Source organism: Blastococcus sp. SYSU D00868 (assembly GCF_054050575.1).
The window spans coordinates 1-15,908 of the sequence record NZ_JBJGZO010000017.1 but is presented as its reverse complement, the minus strand read 5'-3'; the positions used below and the strand labels follow the sequence as shown (position 1 = coordinate 15,908).

The window sequence follows — 15,908 nt, the reverse complement described above, 5'->3', positions numbered from 1 at the left end:
CCGCGCGCCGCCGGCGGACCCCGTCCGGGTGGTCCGGCGCCGTCAGGACGCGGCGGGGACCTCCTCCACCGGGTCGGTCGTGAAGAACAGGGGCATGCCGAAGGTGTCGTCCGGGTCGGCGGCCAGCAGGCCCTCCGACAGCCGCTCGGCGCCGACGCCCTTGGCCGTCAGCCAGGCCTCCGCCGCCGCCAGGTCCCGGACCCGGAAGGTCACGCTGTAGAGCATGTTCTTCCAGCGGGCGACGTGCCGGCCCAGCGCCGACGTCTCGTCGGTCGGCTCCGCCAGGCGGAGCAGGAGGTCCCCCATCTGCACGAGCTGGTAGCGCGCCCCCTCCACCTCCGAGACGCCGGAGGCGACGGGGCGGGCGTCGAACAGCTCGACGCACCGGGCGACCGCCGCGTCGAGGTCGCGGACCCCGACCGTCTGGTGGGCGAGCCCGGTGATGCCCATCGGGTGGATGTTCGCCCACTGCTTCACCTGCGAGCTCCAGCTGTCGAGCACCCGCGGGTCGCCGGGGATCGAGAAGGCCGTCAGCTGGACCATCACGCCGGCCGTCTGGGCGGGGCTGGGGAAGCAGTAGGTCGCGTCCTCCGGCATCTTCTCCAGCTGTCCCCCACCGGGCGCGCCGATGTAGAGCCCGGCGGAGATCAGCGCGTTGCCGAGGCCGACGACGTCGTCCACCTCGAAGCCGATCGAGTGCAGGTGCGAGCCGAACTTGGTGAAGAACCGCCCGACCGGCTTGGTCGCGTCCACCGGCTGGTTGGGGGCCATGACCTCGATCGCCCAGTCGCTGACCACGCCGACGCACGCCCAGCGGTCCTCCGGCTCCAGGTAGCCGGGCTCGTCCACGCCCATGAAGAGCACCGCGCCCAGCACGTCCTCCAGGAAGCGGGCGACCGGCTCGACCGACTCGGCGACGTGCACGGTGTGGATCCCCAGCCCGATGCCGTACGGCCCGGTCCTGCGCGCCTGGTGCTTCACGTTTTCTCCTCGGAGGGGTGTCGGACGGCGGCCGGCACCGGCGTCGTGTCCCCGTGGCACCGCGCAGCTCCCGAGCCGGCTCCTCGGTGGGAGTGGCTCGGGAGCCCGGAAGCTAGCGGCGGGCCGGCCGGGGCGTCAACGCGCGGTCAGGTCCGGGTGTGCCGCCTCGTCCAGCCCACGGCGCCGGTGACCAGGAACAGCACGATGCCGATCACGGCCAGCCAGAACAGCCCCTTGACCACGGCACCGACGACGGTCAGCGCCAGCCAGATGACGAGCAGCAGTGCGATGAACCCCAGCACGGGGACCTCCTCGGATGTCGACTGCGCCCGGCGCTACCCGGGCCGGTGGGGCGGACACGGCCGGCGGCCGGTCGTCACGGGACCGTCATGCTCCGCCGCCGCTCCCGCTCAGCGATCGGACCGGTCGCGGCGGACCCGGCGCGCGCCGCGGCCGCCCTGCACCTGCAGCACCCGCCACAGGCCGGTCCGCAGCAGCATGTCGCGCGTGCGCCGGTCGGCGTTGCGCAGCACGACGCCCCCGCCGCGGGCCCGGCAGGTGCGGTGCGCCCACAGGAAGCTGGCGAGCGCCGGGCTGGCCAGGTGCTGCACGCCGCCGAGGTCGACGACGATCCGCCGCGCGCCCGCCAGCAGCGCGTCGCGCAGCAGCCACCGGGCGTCGGCGAGCCCGTCGGCGAGCAGCGCCTCGTCGAGCGCGACGACCACCTCGTCCGCAGCCGCGTCCACCGCCGGGCTGGTCATGGCGCGGGCCTCCGATCGGCAGGGGTCGGTGTCCCGGTCCAGCGTGCCGGGGCGACGTTGCGGCCTGCCGGACGGGAGCTTTGCGGTTCCGTGACGGTTGCCCCGGCCGCCCTGGGGCGCCGCGCGGGGGTGGCAGCATGGCCGAAGTGGCTCCCCCGTCTGCTCGTCGTCGAGGACGACGACCCCATCCGCACCGCGCTGCGGTGGGCACTGGAGGACGAGGGGTACGCGGTGGACGAGGCGGTCAGCGAAGTGCCCGCCTCGCTGCGCGCCGTCGTGGAGTCCGGCTCGGCCGGCCGTGCGTTCCTCGACTCCGCCGAGGGGCCCTACGGGCTGCTGTCGCCGTCCAGCAGCCCCTCGGCCCAGCCGCCGTCGGAGGCCACCGAGCAGCGGGCCGAGCTCTACCTCCTCGGCCCGGACGACGTCCTCGTGCCCAGCCCCCGCGAGGTCCGCGGCGCGGGGCTGTGCGACCGGCTCGGCGACCGGCTCGGCCAGCTGGCCGCGGGCCCGACCGCCGACGAGCGCGCCCGGCAGCTGACCACCGTGCTGGCGCCGGGCGTGCGGCTGGCCGTGACCGCGGTCGACCAGGGCACGGTGACCGTCGACCTCACCGGCCCCGGCGAGACCCCCGACGGGTCGGAGAGCCGGCTGGCCGTCGCCCAGATCGTGCTCACCGCCGGCACGCTGCCGGAGGTGCGGGGGGTGCTGCTCACCCACGACGGGGAACCGCTGGAGACCCCGCTGCCGACCGGGGAGCTGACGACGCGGCCGGTCACCGCCGCCGACTACCAGGAGCTGCTCGTCGCCCCGCCGTCGTGACGCCGCGACGCCCGCGCTGCGGCTGTGTGACGAGCCCGTGACCGTTCACCGCGGGACCCCTCCGGCCGCCCCGGCGGCTGCCAGGGTGGGCCATGAGCACCGGCGCGATGACCGAGGTCGTGGACACCCGCCGCGGCGCGGTGCGGGTCAGCGGGCACCTCACGGTGCAGGGCGCCGACCTGCTCCGCGGCACCGTGGAGTCCCTGCTCCGCGGCGGCCACCGGCGGGTGCTGGTGGACCTGCACGACGTCCGGGCCACCGACCCGGCCGGCGTCCACGTGCTCCGCGACGTGGCCCGGGCGACGGCCGCCGGCGGGTCCGAGCTGCTGCTGCAGCCGCCCCTCGACCCGGCGCCCGCCCACCCGGAGCCGCGCTGACCGGGCGCGCTCAGCGCACGGTCAGCAGCACCTTGCCCTGCGCGCGCCGCTGGTCCAGCTCCAGCAGCGCCTGCGCGGCCTGCTCCAGCGGGTACTGGGTGCCGAGCACCGGGTCGAGCCGGCCCGCCTCCAGCAGCGGCAGCAGCCGCGCCCACTGCTCCTGCAGGTACTCCGGCCCGGTGCTCATCCAGAAGGCGCCCCAGCCGACGCCGACGACGGAGATGTTGTTCAGCAGCAGCCGGTTGACCCGGACCGTGGGGATCTCGCCGCCGGTGAAGCCGACGACCAGCAGCCGACCCTCGACGGCGAGGCTGCGCAGGGAGTCGGTGAACCGGTCCCCGCCCACCGGGTCCACGACGAGGTCGACGCCCCGCCCGCCGGTCAGCTGCTTGACCTGGTCGCGGAAGCCGTCGGCGAGGACGACGTCGGACGCGCCCGCGGCCCGGGCGGTCTCCCCCTTCTCCTCCGACGAGGTCACCGCGATCACCCGCGCGCCGAGGGCGGAGGCCAGCTGCACCGCCGCCGTCCCGATGCCGCCGGCGGCGCCGTGCACCAGCACGGTCTGCCCCTCGCGCAGCTCGCCGCGCCGGGTGAGCGCGAAGTCCACGGTCAGGTAGTTCATCGGCAGCGCCGCGCCCTGCGCGAAGGACACCCCGTCGGGCAGCGGGAACACCGCTCGCGGGTCCACGGCCACCACCTCGGCGTAGGCGCCCAGCCCCGGGAACGCGGCCACCCGGTCCCCCGCCCGGACGGCGGCGCCCTCCGGCGCGGACCGGACGACGCCGGCGACCTCGGAGCCCGGCACGAACGGCAGCTCCGGCTTGATCTGGTACTCGCCCCGGCTCTGCAGCACCTCGGGGAAGGTGACCCCGGCGACGTGCACGTCCACGACCACCTGGCCGCCGCCGGCGGCGGGCTCGTCGACCTCGACGGCGCGCAGCGCCTCGGGGCCCTCCAGGGTCTGGATCTGGACTGCGCGCACGGACGGCTCCTCGGGACTCGGGGGATGGGCGGCGTGCCGGTCCCCCTGTCTACCGGTCCGGCCGGCGGCGGGCACCAGCACCCCGGCGGCGCCCGGGCCCCGGCGCCCGTGCAGGCTGTCGGCGATGGACGAGCAGGCGCCGCAGCGGACCCGGTCGGACGGCGCCCGCGAGGTCCGGGCCGAGGACGCGTTCGAGGTCGCCGCGGTGGCGGCCTGGCTGGCGGCGCACGCCGACCCCGGCGCCGCCGGCGTCGACCTGTCCGCCGTGCCGGAGCTGCGCCAGTTCTCCGGCGGGGTGTCCAACCTGACCTACCTGCTGCGCTACCCCGACGGCGACCTGGTCCTGCGCCGCCCGCCCCGCGGCTCCCACCGGGGCCCCGCCCACGACGTGGCCCGCGAGCACCGGATCCAGGAGGCGCTGGGCCGGGTGCTGCCGTCCGTGCCGCGCACGGTGGCGCTGTGCGAGGACACCGCGGTCATCGGCACGCCGTTCTCCGTGATGCGCCGGATCGCCGGCCCGATCCCGCGCAAGGAGCTGCCGCCGGGCGTCGAGCTCGACCGGGAGCAGGTCGCCGCCCTGTGCCGGAACGTGGTCGACCTGCTCGTCGAGTTGCACGGCGTGGACGTGGCCGCCGCCGGCCTGGCCGACCTCGACCGGGGGCCGGGCTACGTGCGCCGCCAGGTGGAGGGCTGGTCGGAGCGCTACCGGCGGGCGCGGACGTGGAACGTCGGCCGGTTCGAGGCGGTGATGCGCTGGCTGGCCGACCACCAGCCCGCCGACCGCCCGCACACGCTGGTGCACAACGACTTCCGGTTCGACAACGTCGTCCTCGACCCCGCCGACCCCACCCGACCGGTCGGCCTGCTGGACTGGGAGCTGGCCACCGTCGGCGACCCGCTGATGGACCTCGCGAGCTCCCTGGGCTACTGGGTGCAGGCCGACGACGGCCGGCTGATGCAGGCCTTCCGCCGCCAGCCCACGCACCTGCCCGGGATGATGACCCGCGAGCAGGTCGTCGCCCGCTACGCCGAGCGCACCGGGCGGCGGGTGACCCGCGCCGAGTGGGCCTGGTACGAGGTGTTCGGCCTGTTCCGGGTCGCCGTCATCGCCCAGCAGGTCTACGCGCGCTACCGGGCGGGGCAGACGACGAACCGGCAGTTCCGGCTCTTCGGCGTCGCCGTCGTCGTCCTCGAGCTGCGCTGCCGGCGGATCATCGCCCGCACCCGCCGGATGACCCCCGAGCGCGCCGCCGCCCCGGTCGGGGGCGCGGCGTGACCCGCCGGCTGATCCGGCCGCGGCGCTGGCGGCCGCCGGCCGCGCCGCCCGACGGCGGGCGCACCCCCCGCACCGCCCCGCTGCGCATCGCCCGGCGGCTGCCCCCCGGCGGGCACGGCCCCGAGGACGTCGTGTTCGACGCGCAGGGGCGGGTGCTCACCGGGGTGGCCGGCGGGCGGGTGGTCCGGATGGACCCGGCGACCGGTGAGGTCACCGTCGTCGGCGACACGGGCGGCCGGCCGCTGGGCCTGGAGCCGACGGCGGACGGCGGGGTGCTGGTCTGCGACCACGACCGCGGCCTGCTGCGCCTCGGCGCGGACGGCGCCGTCGAGGTGCTCGTCGACCGGGTCGACGGGGAGCCGCTGACCTTCGCCAGCAACGTGGCGCAGACCCCCGACGGCACCATCTGGTTCACCACCTCGACCAGCCGCTGGCACGTCGACGCCCACCTCGGCGACGTCTTCGAGCACTCCGGCACCGGCCGGCTGGTCCGCCGCGACCCCGACGGCACGGTGACCACCGTGCTGCGCGGCCTGGACTTCGCCAACGGCCTCGTCGTCGCCCCGGACGGCGGATCGCTGCTGTTCGCCGAGACCACCGCCTACCGCGTCTCCCGCTACCGGCTGACCGGCCCGGACGCCGGCCGGGTCGAGCCGGTGGTGGAGAACCTGCCCGGCTTCCCCGACAACATGAGCCTGGGCAGCGACGGGCTGCTGTGGGTCGCCGTCGCCGCCCCGCGCAACGCCCTGCTCGACCGGCTGCTGCCGCTGCCCGGCGTGCTGCGGCTGCTGCTGTGGAACGTCCCCGAGCGGATCCGGCCGGCGGCCACCCCGGTCGCCTGGGTCATGGCCTTCACCCCCGACGGCGAGCCGGTGCACGACCTGCGCTCCACCGACGCCGGCTACGGCTTCGTCACCGCGGTGGCCGAGCGGGACGGCGTCCTGGTGGCCTGCAGCCTGCACGAGGACGACGTGGTGCTGCTGGATCCGCCGACGTCCTGACCGCGGCGATGTGTACGGTCGTTCTCATGCAGCCCGCACCGCAGGACGACGGCCGGACGATGCGCGAGCGGATGCTCGTCGGCGACCTGTACGTCGCCGACGACCCGGAGATCGCCGAGGACAGCGCCCGCGCGCTGGACCTCGCCGCGGCCTACAACGCGACGACCGTGCGCCAGGCGCCGCTGCGCCGGCGGCTGCTGGCGGAGCTGCTCGGCGCGGTCGGCGAGGGCACCGAGATCCGGCCGCCGCTGCACGTCGACTACGGCAGCAACGTCCGCATCGGCGCCCGCTGCTTCGCCAACTTCGGCCTGGTCGCCCTCGACGTCGCGGCCATCACCATCGGCGACGACGTGCAGATCGGCCCGAACGTCCAGCTGCTCACCCCGACCCACCCGGTCGAGCCGCAGCCGCGCCGCGACAAGTGGGAGGCCGCCGAGCCGATCACCATCGGCGACAACGTCTGGCTCGGCGGCGGGGCGATCGTGCTGCCGGGCGTGACCATCGGCGAGAACACCGTCGTCGGCGCCGGGGCCGTGGTCACCCGCGACCTGCCCGCGAACGTGGTCGCCGTGGGCAACCCGGCCCGCGTCGTCCGCACCCTGGACCCCGGGGACCGGTGAGCGCCGACGGCGCCCCCGCCGTGCCCGCCGTCCCCGCCCGGCGGCCGCGCCGGCACGACCCGGGCCGCCGGGACCGGCTGGTGGACACCGCCCTCGACGTGGTCGCCGAGCGCGGCGTCGGCGCGGCGACGCACCGGGCGATCGCGCGGGCGGCCGACGTCCCGCTGGGGTCGCTGACCTACCACTTCGCCTCGCTGACCGACCTGCTCGCCGCGGCGTTCACCCGGCACGTCGACGTCGTCGCCGCCCGCTTCGACGAGCGGATGCGCGCCGCCCCGGACCGGGAGGCGGCGCTGGAGGCGCTGGTCGGCCACGTGACCGGCGACCTGCTCGGCTCCCCCCGGGATCTGGTGCTCGCGGTCGAGCTGTACGTCGCCGCGGCCCGGGACCCGGCGCTGCGCGCGGTCACCCAGGACTGGATGTCACGCAGCCGCCGCAGCCTCGAGCGGCACCTCGACCCGGCGACCGCCCGGGAGGTCGACGCCCTGGTCGAGGGCCTGGTGCTGCACAGCGCGCTGTCCACCGACCCGATGGACGCCGCGCAGATCCGCTCGGCGCTGCGCCGCCTGGCCGGCTGACCCGGTCCCTCGACGAGATCTGCACAGTCGTCGCCATCACGGGCTGATGGCGACGAGTGTGCAGATCTCGCCGGGCTCGGTGGGTCGCCGGGCTCAGTGGGTGGAGGGCCGGGTGGCGATCTCGCTGCGGTCGCCGGACCAGAGGGTGTGGAAGACGCCCTCGGCGTCGGTGCGCCGGTAGGTGTGCGCGCCGAAGAAGTCCCGCTGGCCCTGGATCAGCGCCGCGGGCAGCCGCTCGGCGGCCAGCGAGTCGTGGTAGGACAGCGCCGAGGCGAACCCGGGCGCGGGGACGCCGGACAGCGCGGCGGTCGACACGATCCGCCGCCAGGCGTCCTCGCCCGCGGCGACGGCGTCGGCGAAGTAGGCGTCGGCCAGCAGCGTGGGCAGGTCCGGATCGCGGTGGTAGGCCTCCACGATCCGGTTCAGGAAGCGAGCGCGGATGATGCAGCCGCCGCGCCAGATCGAGGCGATCTCGCCCAGGTCGATGTCCCAGCCGTACTGCCTGGCGCCGGCGACGATGAGGTCGAAGCCCTGCGCGTAGGCCACCACCTTGGACGAGTACAGCGCCGCGCGGACGTCGTCGGCGAACCGGTCCTCGACCTCGGCCACCGTTGGCCGCTGCCCGACCGTGGCCCGCACCGCGGCGCGCTGGGCCGGCTTGGACGACACCGCCCGGGCGAACACCGCCTCTCCGATCCCCGACACCGGCACCCCGAGCCCGACGGCGTTCTGCACCGTCCACACCCCGGTGCCCTTGGAGCCGGCCTCGTCGACGATCACGTCGACCAGCGGCCCGCCGGTGCGCGCGTCGGTCTGCCGCAGCACCTGCGCGGTGATCTCGATCAGGTAGGACTCCAGGTCGCCGGTGTTCCAGTCGGCGAACACGTCGGCGATCGCCGCCACGTCCAGCCCGCCGACGCGGCGCAGCAGGTCGTAGGACTCGGCGATCAGCTGCATGTCGGCGTACTCGATGCCGTTGTGCACCATCTTCACGAAGTGCCCGGCGCCGTCGGTGCCCACGTGGGTCACGCACGGCCGCCCCTCGGCCACCGCGGCGATCGACTCCAGGATCGGCCCCAGCGTCGCGTAGGCCTCCGCGGAGCCGCCGGGCATGATCGAGGGCCCGTGCAGGGCGCCCTCCTCGCCGCCGGAGATCCCGGCCCCGACGAGGTCCAGCCCCCGCTCCCGCAGCGCCGCCTCCCGGCGGATGGTGTCGTGGAAGTCGGCGTTGCCGCCGTCGACGATGATGTCGCCGGGCTCGAACCGCTCGGCCAGCTGCTCGATCACCGCGTCGGTGCCCGCGCCGGCCTGCACCATGACGATCGCCGTGCGGGGCCGGGCCAGCGACGCGACGAACTCGTCGACGGAGTCCGCCGCCACGAAGCCGGTCTCGGGGAACTGGTCGACCAGCGCCTTGGTGCGCTCCGGCGAGCGGTTCCACACCGCCACCGTGTTGCCCTCCCGGGAGGCCAGGTTGCGGGCCAGGTTCGCGCCCATCACCGCCAGGCCCACCACCCCGATGTTCGCCCGGCCCGGCTCCTGCGCTGCGTCGCTCATCGTCGTCCCGCTCTCGCTCGTCCCACCGCTCACGGCGCCACGATGCCCCGGAAGGAGCTGCGGAGGTACTCGACGAAGGCGGGCGAGACGTCCTGGCCGGCGAGGTGGTCGGCGTCGACCGGTCCGCGCAGCGGCTGCCACGCCGGGTCGCGGGCCAGCTGCGGCCACTCCCCGTGCAGGATCGCGGCGCGCCCGATGAACGCGAGGTCGGCGCCGCGCTCGAGGACGGCGCGCGCGTCGGCCGGCGTCCGCACCTTCCCCGCGACCCCGAGCCGGACCTCGCCGCGCGGCAGCCCGGCGAACAGCTCCAGCAGCGGCTCGCCCTGGGCGTCCTCGTCGATCGAGTGCTTGCCGACGTCCCACAGCGACAGGTCCAGGTAGTCCAGGTCGGCCCGCCGGTACAGCTCGGCGACGAGGTCGCGCATCTCCAGCGTGCGCAGCCCGAACCGTTCGACCGACAGCCGCAGGCCGAGGGAGAAGTCCGGCCCGCAGGCGGCGCGGATGCCGGCCAGCACCTCCAGCAGCAGCCGGGCGCGGTTCTCCGGCGACCCGCCGTAGGCGTCGGTGCGCCGGTTGGTCTCCGCCGACAGGAACTGGGTCAGCACGTAGCCGTGCGCGCCGTGCACCTCCACGCCGTCGAAGCCGGCCCGCTCCGCCCGGACCGCGGCGGCGACGAAGTCGGCGCCGAGCTGCCCGACCTCGTCGGGGGTCAGCGCCCGTGCGCCGTCGAGCTCCGAGGCGGAGACGGGGTCGGTCACCCACCCGCGGTCGGCCCGGGCGCCGGCGTGGTGCAGTTGCACGACGGCGTGCGTGCCGGTCGCCCGCAGGTCGGCCGCCAGCCGGGTGAGGCCCTCGAGGTGGTCGTCGGAGTGGATCGCCAGCTGCCCGCCGAAGCCCTGGCCGTTCGGCTGCACGTGCGAGGCGCAGGTCATCGTCAGCCCGAAGCCGCCCCGGGCGCGGCGGACCAGCCACCGCCGCTCGGCCTCGGACAGGCGGCCGTCGTCGTGGCTCTGCCGATTGGTCAGCGGCGCCAGCGCCAGCCGGTTGGGCAGCGGGCGGCCGTGGGCGAGGGGCAGCGGCGCGAAGAGGTCGGGCACCGCCGCACGGTAGCCGCCGCGGCCTCCCCGTCGCCGCGCGGCGAGACCGGTCCCGCCTGCCCCGACCCGGTGGCCCGGCGAGGAGGGAGCAGGGCCTGGTCGAGCGGCGGCACCTGGCTCGGGCCGGAGGCCGTGGGCGGCTGCCGGCCTCAGGCGACCAGGGCGGCGGCGCGGGCGCCGAGCCGGTGGGCGTGCACGGCGGTGCGCCGGTCGCGCACGACGGTCCAGGCGGTGACGACGGCGTCGATCTCGGCCTGCCGGCCGGCCGGCGAGGCGGGCACCGAGCGCCGGGGCGCCGGGGCGGCGGGCATGCCGATCTCGGCGATCCGGGCGGCGAGGTCGCCGTCCTCCAGGTCGTCGACGTCGACGAGGGCGACGAACTGCGGCGCGGTGGTGGCGGTGCTCATGACGGGGCTCCCTGCGTGTCCGTGGCCGGTTCGTCCGGCACGGACGACTCTCGGGGCCGCACCGCAGCTCACCCGCCCGGCTCCCGCACGATCACCGCAAGAACTGCGCGACGGGAGGCGCACGCCCCGCTCCCCCTGGGGCGTCCCGAACGGCTAAGGTCAGCGTCGTCGGGAAGGCCCTGCGCTATGGCAGGACCCCGATGCACCATCGCAGCAAGGAGCGAGCAATGCCCGAAGGAACAGTGAAGTGGTTCAACGCTGAGAAGGGGTTCGGCTTCGCCACCCCCGACGGTGGCGGACCGGACGTCTTCGTCCACTACTCGGCCATCCAGACCAGCGGGTACCGCTCGCTCGACGAGGGCCAGCGGATCTCGTTCGACATCGAGCAGGGCCAGAAGGGCCCGCAGGCGGCGAACGTCACCCCGCTCTGATCCTCCCCGATCAGTCCGCAGCGCCCCGTCCGGCTCCGCCGGGCGGGGCGCTGTCGTTGCCGGGGGCGGTGTCGGCCGGCCCCGTCCGGGGAACGGACGGCGGGTCTGCCCGGCGCGGCGAGGAGGGGCCATGGGCGTCTGCGAGGTCTGCGGCAACGACTACGACATGAGCTTCGAGGTGGTGGCCGCCGGCGCGCGGCACACCTTCGACAGCTTCGAGTGCGCGATCCACAAGATGGCGCCGGTCTGCGAGCACTGCGGCTGCAAGGTCATCGGCCACGGTGTCGTCGTCGACGGTCACTTCTACTGCTGCGCGCACTGCGCCCGGCAGGTCCACGACGGGGCGCCGGTCGCCGACTCGGCCTGAGCGCTCAGCGCGCCCGGGGCACGTACCCCCCGATGAGCGCGGACATGAGCAGCGCCCCGGAGTCCGGGCCCACGGCGGCCGCGGCCTCCCCCAGCGCCCGCCAGCGCTCCCGCTCGAGGTCGGTCGGCGCGTTGCCGGCCCGGGCGGCCACCTGCTCCAGCAGGCGGGCCCACTCCTCCTGGGGCGTGGGCCAGAGCCCGGCCAGGCGCCGCGCCTCCGGGGAGATGCCGGTGAAGCGGACGATCTCCCCGGCGTAGTTGGTCAGCGCCTCGACGTAGCCCGCCGAGACCAGGGCCCGCGCCGCGGCGACCACCTCCGGCTTGGCCAGCCCGCTGGCCGGCACGACCTGCCCCAGGTAGGGGTTGCCGCCGTACTCGGGGCCGTCGACCAGCCGGGCGATCGCCCGGAGCACCGGCAGGTCGCGGGTGAACCAGACGTCGGGCAGCGGGCCGTCGGGGGCGGTCATGGCCGCCAGTCTCCCCCGCGCGCGGCGCCCCGCCCTCCGGGGACGGCGGGGCGCCGGCCGTGCCCGTCGTCAGTCGCGGGGCAGCGTCAGCTCCGGGCGCAGGGCCAGGACGACGCCGAGCAGCCCGTAGCCGACCAGCAGGTGGCCGGCGGCGACGTAGGGCGCGGCGTCGGGCAGCGCCCCGGCGACGGGGATGCACACCGGCGCCCAGCTCTCGGCGCCCAGCGGCCAGAACCGGGCGGCGCCGCGCCACCGGCCGGCGATCGCGATGCGGATGCCGATGGCGAACATGCCGAGCATCGACAGCGGCCAGAAGGCGTCCAGGGCGAGGGCCGCCGGGTGGTCGTCCCAGGCCGGGACCACGATGGTCTGCAGCGACGAGAGGATCGCGAGACCGAGCATGGCGTGCTCGGCGTGCAGGAACCCGCGGGCCAGCCGGCCGGTCCCCGTCGCGCCGGTGCGCAGCTGCACCGCGACCAGGGCGACGAGGCCGAACTGGAAGAGCAGCCCGGAGATGCCGTAGACGACCAGGCCGGCGCCCTCGGTGTCGCCGAGCCCGAAGGCCAGGATGCAGCCGGCCCAGGCGGCGGCGCCGGCGGTCACGGCGGCGCCGGCGCCCCGGACCGCGCGGATCGGGACCTGCCGCGGCGGGGCGCCGGCCGGCCGGGCGGTGTCGGTGCGGGCGGGGACGGGGCTGGTGCTGAGCGTCATGGGGACCTCCGGGACGGGTGCCGGCGCCTCGTGCCCCGGCCTGCTCCCACCGTCGGCGGGCGGTGTCCCGGGCACCCAGGGGCCGCCGCCCTCGATCCGGTCACGCTCACCGTCCCGGGCGACTCGGGACAGCTGCCTCGTGCCGGGCGGGACGCCGGTCGGGCACGATCCCCCGGTGACCGCCGCCCCCGACGTCGCGACCCCGGTCGCCGCCGCGCCCGGAGCCGCCCGGCCGCCGGCGCCCGGACCGGGGCCGCAGCGGCCGCCGCGCGGCCGGGTCAGCCGGGTGGCGGCCTGGGCCGTCGCCCTGGTGAGCGCGGGGTCGCTGGTCGCCGCCGCGGTGCTGGACCTGCTGACGCCCGCCGCGGTGCGCGCGGAGGCCCTGGCGTCGCCGGGCTGGTTCATCGGGCTGCCCGGCCTGCTGCTGGCGGTCCCCGCGGCGCTGCTCGTCGCGCGGCTGCCGCGCCACCCGGTCGCGTGGGTGCTCGCGGGCAACGCCGTGGTCTGGGGCCTGGACGGGCTGGCCCAGTCCTGGCTGGTCTTCGCCCTCCGCGGGGAGGAGGTCCTGCCGGGGGCCACGGCCGCCTTCTGGTTCGTCTCCCGCTTCGGCGCGTGGCTGCTGCTCGGCCTGCCGCTGCTGCTGTTCGTCTACCCCGACGGGCGGCTGCCCGCCGGCCGCTGGCGGCCGGTCGCCGTCGCCAGCCTGCTCGCCTCCTCCGTGCTGCCGCTGCTGCTCCTGGTCGCCCCGGCCGAGCTGCTGGACGCCGGCGCCGGCTCGACGACGCCGGCGTTCTACGACCGGATCGACCTCGACCCCACGAGCCTCCCGCTGCCCGCCGGGCTCGTCCTCCCGCTGCGGGCGGTCGCCTTCCCGGCCGCCGTGCTGGGCATCGCCGTCCCGCTGGCCGTGGTCGTCGCCCGCTACCGCCGGGCCTCCGGCGCGCGCCGGGAGCAGATCCGCTGGCTGATGTGGGCCGGCGTCGTCGACGGCCTGGTCATGCTGGCCACCCTGCTGGTGCCCGGGGACCTCACCTCGATCGCCCTGGGCACCGCGGTGGGGCTGACGGGCGGCGCGGTGGCCGTCGGCCTGCTGCGGCCGCGGCTGGTCGACATCGACCGGCTGCTCGGCGGCACCCTGGTCTACGGCGGGCTGGCGGTGGCCGTCGTCCTGCTCGACCTCGCCGTCATCGCCGCCGCCGGCGCGCTGCTCGGCGAGCGGCTGGGCGACCGGGACGCCACCCTGCTCGCCCTGCTCGTGGTCACCGGCCTGTACGTGCCCCTGCGCGCCCAGGCGTGGCGGCTGGTCCGCCGCTGGGTCCTCGGCGAGCGGGAGGACCCCTATCGGGTGGTCTCCGGGCTGGCCGAGCGGCTGGAGCGCTCCGGCGGCGCCGAGGAGCAGCTCATGGCGGTCACCGCCGCGGTGGCCGAGGCCTTCCGGTCGCCCTACGTCGGCGTCGAGGTCGACTCCGCCTCCGGCGGGCGGCTGCTGGCCGAGACGGGACGGCGCCCGCCGGCGGTGCAGACCCTGCCGATCGCCTACCGCGGCGAGGAGGTCGGGCGGCTGCTGCTCCCCCGCGACGGCGTGCGCGCCTCGCTCGTCGCCCGCGACGAGCGGCTGCTCGCCGACGTCGTCCGGCAGGCCGCCGCCGCGGCCCGGGCCAGCGCGCTCGCCACCGAGCTGCAGGCCAGCCGCGAGCAGCTGGTCGCCGCCCGCGAGGAGGAGCGTCGCCGGCTGCGCCGCGACCTGCACGACGGGCTCGGTCCCGCCCTCGGCGCGGTGGTGCTGCGCATCGACACCGCCCGCAACCTCGCCCGCGCCCGGCCCGACGACGCCGACGCGGTGCTGCGGCAGGCCCGCGACGAGGTCGCCGGCGCGCTGGCCGACGTCCGGCGGCTGGTGCACGACCTGCGCCCGCCGGCGCTGGACGACCTCGGCCTGGCCGGCGCGGTGCGCCAGCAGGCCGAGCGGCTGCTGCCGGCGGCCGTCGCCACCACGGTGACCGCCGGGCCGGGCACCGACGGGCTGCCCGCGGCCGTGGAGGTGGCCGCCTACCGGATCGCCTCGGAGGCGCTGGCCAACGTCGCCCGGCACGCCCGCGCCACCGCGGTGCGGGTGACGCTGGAGCGCGACGCCGGCGGCCGGCTCGCGGTGACCGTGGCCGACGACGGCCGGGGCATCGACCCCGCCGCCCCCGCGGGCGTGGGCCTGGTGTCGCTGCGGGAACGCGCCGCCGAGCTGGGCGGCCGGTGCTCGGTGACGTGCCCGCCGGAGGGCGGCACGGTGGTGCGGGCGGAGCTGCCCGTCGAGGGAGGAGCGCGAGGGTGAGCGAGCCCGAGGAGCCGCTGCGGGTGCTGGTGGTCGACGACCACCCGGTCTACCGGGACGGCCTGGCGATGCTGCTGGGCTCGGTGCCGGGGCTGGCCGTCGTCGGCACCGCCGCCGACGGGGCGAGCGCGGTGGCGATGGCGCTGGACGAGCAGCCCGACGTCGTCGTCATGGACGTGCAGATGCCGGTGCTCGACGGCATCGAGGCCACCCGGCGGATCACCGCCGAGAGCCCGTCGGTCGGCGTCGTGGTGCTCACGATGAGCGAGGACGACGGCACGGTGTTCGCCGCCGTCCGCGCCGGCGCCCGCGGCTACCTGCTCAAGGGCGCCGACCAGGAGGAGGTCGTGCGGGCCATCACCACGGTGGCGGCCGGCGGTGCGGTGTTCGGCGCGGCGCTGGCCCGGCGGATCGCCGAGTTCTTCGCCGGCCGCCCGAGCGGGCCCGACGCCGCCTTCCCGCAGTTGACCGCGCGGGAGCGGGAGGTGCTGGACCTGGTGGCGGCCGGCCGGTCCAACGCGCAGATCGCCGCGGCGCTGTACCTGTCGCCCAAGACCGTCCGCAACAACGTGTCCAACGTGCTGACGAAGCTGCAGGTCACCGACCGGGCGCAGGCGATCGTGCGGGCGCGGGAGGCGGGGCTGGGGCGGTGAGCGGGCGGCCCCGGCCGGTGGCACGCACGTCGTAGCGTGGACGCATGACGACGTCCGCGGAGCAGCAGCCCAAGGTCACCAAGAGCGACGCCGAGTGGCGCGCGCAGCTCTCCCCCGAGGAGTACGCGGTGCTGCGCCAGGCCGGCACCGAGCGGCCGTGGACCGGCGAGTACGTCGACACGAAGACCGTCGGCGTCTACACCTGCCGGGCCTGCGGGGCCGACCTGTTCACCTCGGAGACGAAGTTCGACAGCCACTGCGGGTGGCCGTCGTTCTACCAGCCGACCTCGGCCGACAACGTCGTCCTCCGGGAGGACCGCAGCCACGGGATGCTGCGCACCGAGGTCCTGTGCGGCACCTGCCACAGCCACCTGGGGCACGTGTTCGACGACGCGCCGCAGACCCCGACCGGCGACCGCTACTGCATCAACTCCGTCAGCATCACGCTGCGTCCGGCGCAGTGACCGGAGTCGCTGGGGAACGGTCCCGTTCCCCAGC

20 protein-coding genes are annotated in these 15,908 nt (G+C 76.6%); 11 read left to right on the top strand and 9 right to left on the bottom strand.

The genetic code is table 11. The features are described from left to right. Nucleotides 1-42: 42 nt before the first annotated feature. The 3 genes from ACI79F_RS15020 to ACI79F_RS15010 form a co-directional block, all read right to left on the bottom strand. The gene (locus ACI79F_RS15020; protein WP_456546451.1) at nucleotides 43-981 is read right to left on the bottom strand and encodes a VOC family protein; all 939 of its coding nucleotides are present in this window, start codon (nucleotides 979-981) and stop codon (nucleotides 43-45) included. A gap of 146 nt (nucleotides 982-1,127) precedes the next feature. Then, a complete protein-coding gene (locus ACI79F_RS15015) occupies nucleotides 1,128-1,283 on the bottom strand; it encodes a hypothetical protein (RefSeq protein ID WP_456546452.1) in 156 nt (51 codons plus the stop codon). 108 nt (nucleotides 1,284-1,391) lie between these two features. After that, a complete protein-coding gene (locus tag ACI79F_RS15010; protein WP_456546453.1) occupies nucleotides 1,392-1,742 on the bottom strand; it encodes an STAS domain-containing protein in 351 nt (116 codons plus the stop codon). A gap of 90 nt (nucleotides 1,743-1,832) precedes the next feature. Here ACI79F_RS15010 and ACI79F_RS15005 point away from each other — a divergent pair, with 90 nt between their 5' ends. Both ACI79F_RS15005 and ACI79F_RS15000 read left to right on the top strand, forming a co-directional pair. Continuing rightward, nucleotides 1,833-2,561, top strand: a complete 729-nt coding sequence (locus ACI79F_RS15005; protein WP_456546454.1) for a GerMN domain-containing protein — start codon at nucleotides 1,833-1,835, stop codon at nucleotides 2,559-2,561. A gap of 92 nt (nucleotides 2,562-2,653) precedes the next feature. Continuing rightward, nucleotides 2,654-2,938 (top strand): STAS domain-containing protein, encoded by a 285-nt coding sequence (locus tag ACI79F_RS15000; RefSeq protein WP_456546455.1) that lies wholly within the window; start codon nucleotides 2,654-2,656, stop codon nucleotides 2,936-2,938. 10 nt (nucleotides 2,939-2,948) lie between these two features. Here the strand turns inward: ACI79F_RS15000 and ACI79F_RS14995 are convergent, their stop codons facing one another. After that, the gene (locus ACI79F_RS14995) at nucleotides 2,949-3,920 is read right to left on the bottom strand and encodes an NADPH:quinone oxidoreductase family protein (protein WP_456546456.1); all 972 of its coding nucleotides are present in this window, start codon (nucleotides 3,918-3,920) and stop codon (nucleotides 2,949-2,951) included. A gap of 124 nt (nucleotides 3,921-4,044) precedes the next feature. Between ACI79F_RS14995 and ACI79F_RS14990 the strand changes: the two genes are divergently transcribed. The 4 genes from ACI79F_RS14990 to ACI79F_RS14975 are packed head-to-tail and all read left to right on the top strand — an operon-like array spanning nucleotide 4,045 to nucleotide 7,395. Then, nucleotides 4,045-5,196 carry a phosphotransferase family protein gene (locus ACI79F_RS14990; RefSeq protein ID WP_456546457.1) on the top strand — a complete coding sequence of 384 codons (1,152 nt, stop codon included), beginning with the start codon at nucleotides 4,045-4,047 and terminating at the stop codon, nucleotides 5,194-5,196. Continuing rightward, nucleotides 5,193-6,197, top strand: a complete 1,005-nt coding sequence (locus ACI79F_RS14985; protein ID WP_456546458.1) for an SMP-30/gluconolactonase/LRE family protein — start codon at nucleotides 5,193-5,195, stop codon at nucleotides 6,195-6,197. The genes ACI79F_RS14990 and ACI79F_RS14985 overlap by 4 nt, the downstream gene beginning before the upstream one ends. Nucleotides 6,198-6,223: 26 nt before the next feature. Further along, complete coding sequence (locus tag ACI79F_RS14980) at nucleotides 6,224-6,817, top strand: sugar O-acetyltransferase (protein ID WP_456546459.1); 594 nt, start codon at nucleotides 6,224-6,226, stop codon at nucleotides 6,815-6,817. Further along, entirely contained in the window at nucleotides 6,814-7,395 is a 582-nt protein-coding gene (locus tag ACI79F_RS14975; RefSeq protein WP_456546460.1) for a TetR/AcrR family transcriptional regulator, read from the top strand. The genes ACI79F_RS14980 and ACI79F_RS14975 overlap by 4 nt, the downstream gene beginning before the upstream one ends. 93 nt (nucleotides 7,396-7,488) lie before the next feature. Here ACI79F_RS14975 and gndA read toward each other — a convergent pair whose 3' ends face one another. The 3 genes from gndA to ACI79F_RS14960 all read right to left on the bottom strand — a co-directional run bounded on the left by gndA (nucleotide 7,489) and on the right by ACI79F_RS14960 (nucleotide 10,456). After that, the gene (gene gndA / locus ACI79F_RS14970) at nucleotides 7,489-8,985 is read right to left on the bottom strand and encodes an NADP-dependent phosphogluconate dehydrogenase (protein WP_456546461.1); all 1,497 of its coding nucleotides are present in this window, start codon (nucleotides 8,983-8,985) and stop codon (nucleotides 7,489-7,491) included. Continuing rightward, entirely contained in the window at nucleotides 8,982-10,049 is a 1,068-nt protein-coding gene (locus ACI79F_RS14965; RefSeq protein WP_456546462.1) for an NADH:flavin oxidoreductase, read from the bottom strand. The genes gndA and ACI79F_RS14965 overlap by 4 nt, the downstream gene beginning before the upstream one ends. A 149-nt stretch (nucleotides 10,050-10,198) precedes the next feature. Then, on the bottom strand, nucleotides 10,199-10,456 hold the full coding sequence (locus tag ACI79F_RS14960; protein ID WP_456546463.1) for a hypothetical protein: 258 nt from the start codon (nucleotides 10,454-10,456) through the stop codon (nucleotides 10,199-10,201). 227 nt (nucleotides 10,457-10,683) lie between these two features. Between ACI79F_RS14960 and ACI79F_RS14955 the strand changes: the two genes are divergently transcribed. Both ACI79F_RS14955 and ACI79F_RS14950 read left to right on the top strand, forming a co-directional pair. Continuing rightward, nucleotides 10,684-10,887, top strand: coding sequence for a cold-shock protein (locus ACI79F_RS14955; protein WP_456546464.1), 204 nt, complete (start codon nucleotides 10,684-10,686; stop codon nucleotides 10,885-10,887). A 130-nt stretch (nucleotides 10,888-11,017) separates the two neighbouring features. Beyond that, a complete protein-coding gene (locus ACI79F_RS14950; RefSeq protein ID WP_456546465.1) occupies nucleotides 11,018-11,254 on the top strand; it encodes a hypothetical protein in 237 nt (78 codons plus the stop codon). Nucleotides 11,255-11,258: 4 nt separating this feature from the next. On the opposite strand, the gene ACI79F_RS14945 is transcribed toward ACI79F_RS14950, so the two are convergent. Continuing rightward, entirely contained in the window at nucleotides 11,259-11,720 is a 462-nt protein-coding gene (locus ACI79F_RS14945) for a hypothetical protein (protein WP_456546466.1), read from the bottom strand. A 69-nt stretch (nucleotides 11,721-11,789) separates the two neighbouring features. After that, entirely contained in the window at nucleotides 11,790-12,431 is a 642-nt protein-coding gene (locus ACI79F_RS14940) for a hypothetical protein (RefSeq protein ID WP_456546467.1), read from the bottom strand. Between the two features lie 175 nt (nucleotides 12,432-12,606). Here ACI79F_RS14940 and ACI79F_RS14935 point away from each other — a divergent pair, with 175 nt between their 5' ends. The 3 genes from ACI79F_RS14935 to msrB are packed head-to-tail and all read left to right on the top strand — an operon-like array spanning nucleotide 12,607 to nucleotide 15,874. After that, nucleotides 12,607-14,757 (top strand): histidine kinase, encoded by a 2,151-nt coding sequence (locus ACI79F_RS14935; protein ID WP_456546468.1) that lies wholly within the window; start codon nucleotides 12,607-12,609, stop codon nucleotides 14,755-14,757. Next, entirely contained in the window at nucleotides 14,754-15,410 is a 657-nt protein-coding gene (locus ACI79F_RS14930) for a response regulator (RefSeq protein WP_456546469.1), read from the top strand. Before ACI79F_RS14935 ends, ACI79F_RS14930 begins: the two co-directional genes overlap by 4 nt. A 44-nt stretch (nucleotides 15,411-15,454) precedes the next feature. Beyond that, a complete protein-coding gene (msrB, locus tag ACI79F_RS14925; RefSeq protein WP_456546470.1) occupies nucleotides 15,455-15,874 on the top strand; it encodes a peptide-methionine (R)-S-oxide reductase MsrB in 420 nt (139 codons plus the stop codon). Nucleotides 15,875-15,908 lie beyond the last annotated feature (34 nt).

Coding starts and splice junctions, on each gene's coding strand:
- ACI79F_RS15010 (WP_456546453.1), bottom strand. CDS start 1,742: ATGACCAGCCCGGCGGTGGACGCGGCTGCGGACGAGGTGGTCGTCGCG.
- ACI79F_RS15000 (WP_456546455.1), top strand. CDS start 2,654: ATGAGCACCGGCGCGATGACCGAGGTCGTGGACACCCGCCGCGGCGCG.
- ACI79F_RS14990 (WP_456546457.1), top strand. CDS start 4,045: ATGGACGAGCAGGCGCCGCAGCGGACCCGGTCGGACGGCGCCCGCGAG.
- ACI79F_RS14980 (WP_456546459.1), top strand. CDS start 6,224: ATGCAGCCCGCACCGCAGGACGACGGCCGGACGATGCGCGAGCGGATG.
- ACI79F_RS14960 (WP_456546463.1), bottom strand. CDS start 10,456: ATGAGCACCGCCACCACCGCGCCGCAGTTCGTCGCCCTCGTCGACGTC.
- ACI79F_RS14955 (WP_456546464.1), top strand. CDS start 10,684: ATGCCCGAAGGAACAGTGAAGTGGTTCAACGCTGAGAAGGGGTTCGGC.
- ACI79F_RS14950 (WP_456546465.1), top strand. CDS start 11,018: ATGGGCGTCTGCGAGGTCTGCGGCAACGACTACGACATGAGCTTCGAG.
- ACI79F_RS14945 (WP_456546466.1), bottom strand. CDS start 11,720: ATGACCGCCCCCGACGGCCCGCTGCCCGACGTCTGGTTCACCCGCGAC.
- ACI79F_RS14940 (WP_456546467.1), bottom strand. CDS start 12,431: ATGACGCTCAGCACCAGCCCCGTCCCCGCCCGCACCGACACCGCCCGG.
- msrB (WP_456546470.1), top strand. CDS start 15,455: ATGACGACGTCCGCGGAGCAGCAGCCCAAGGTCACCAAGAGCGACGCC.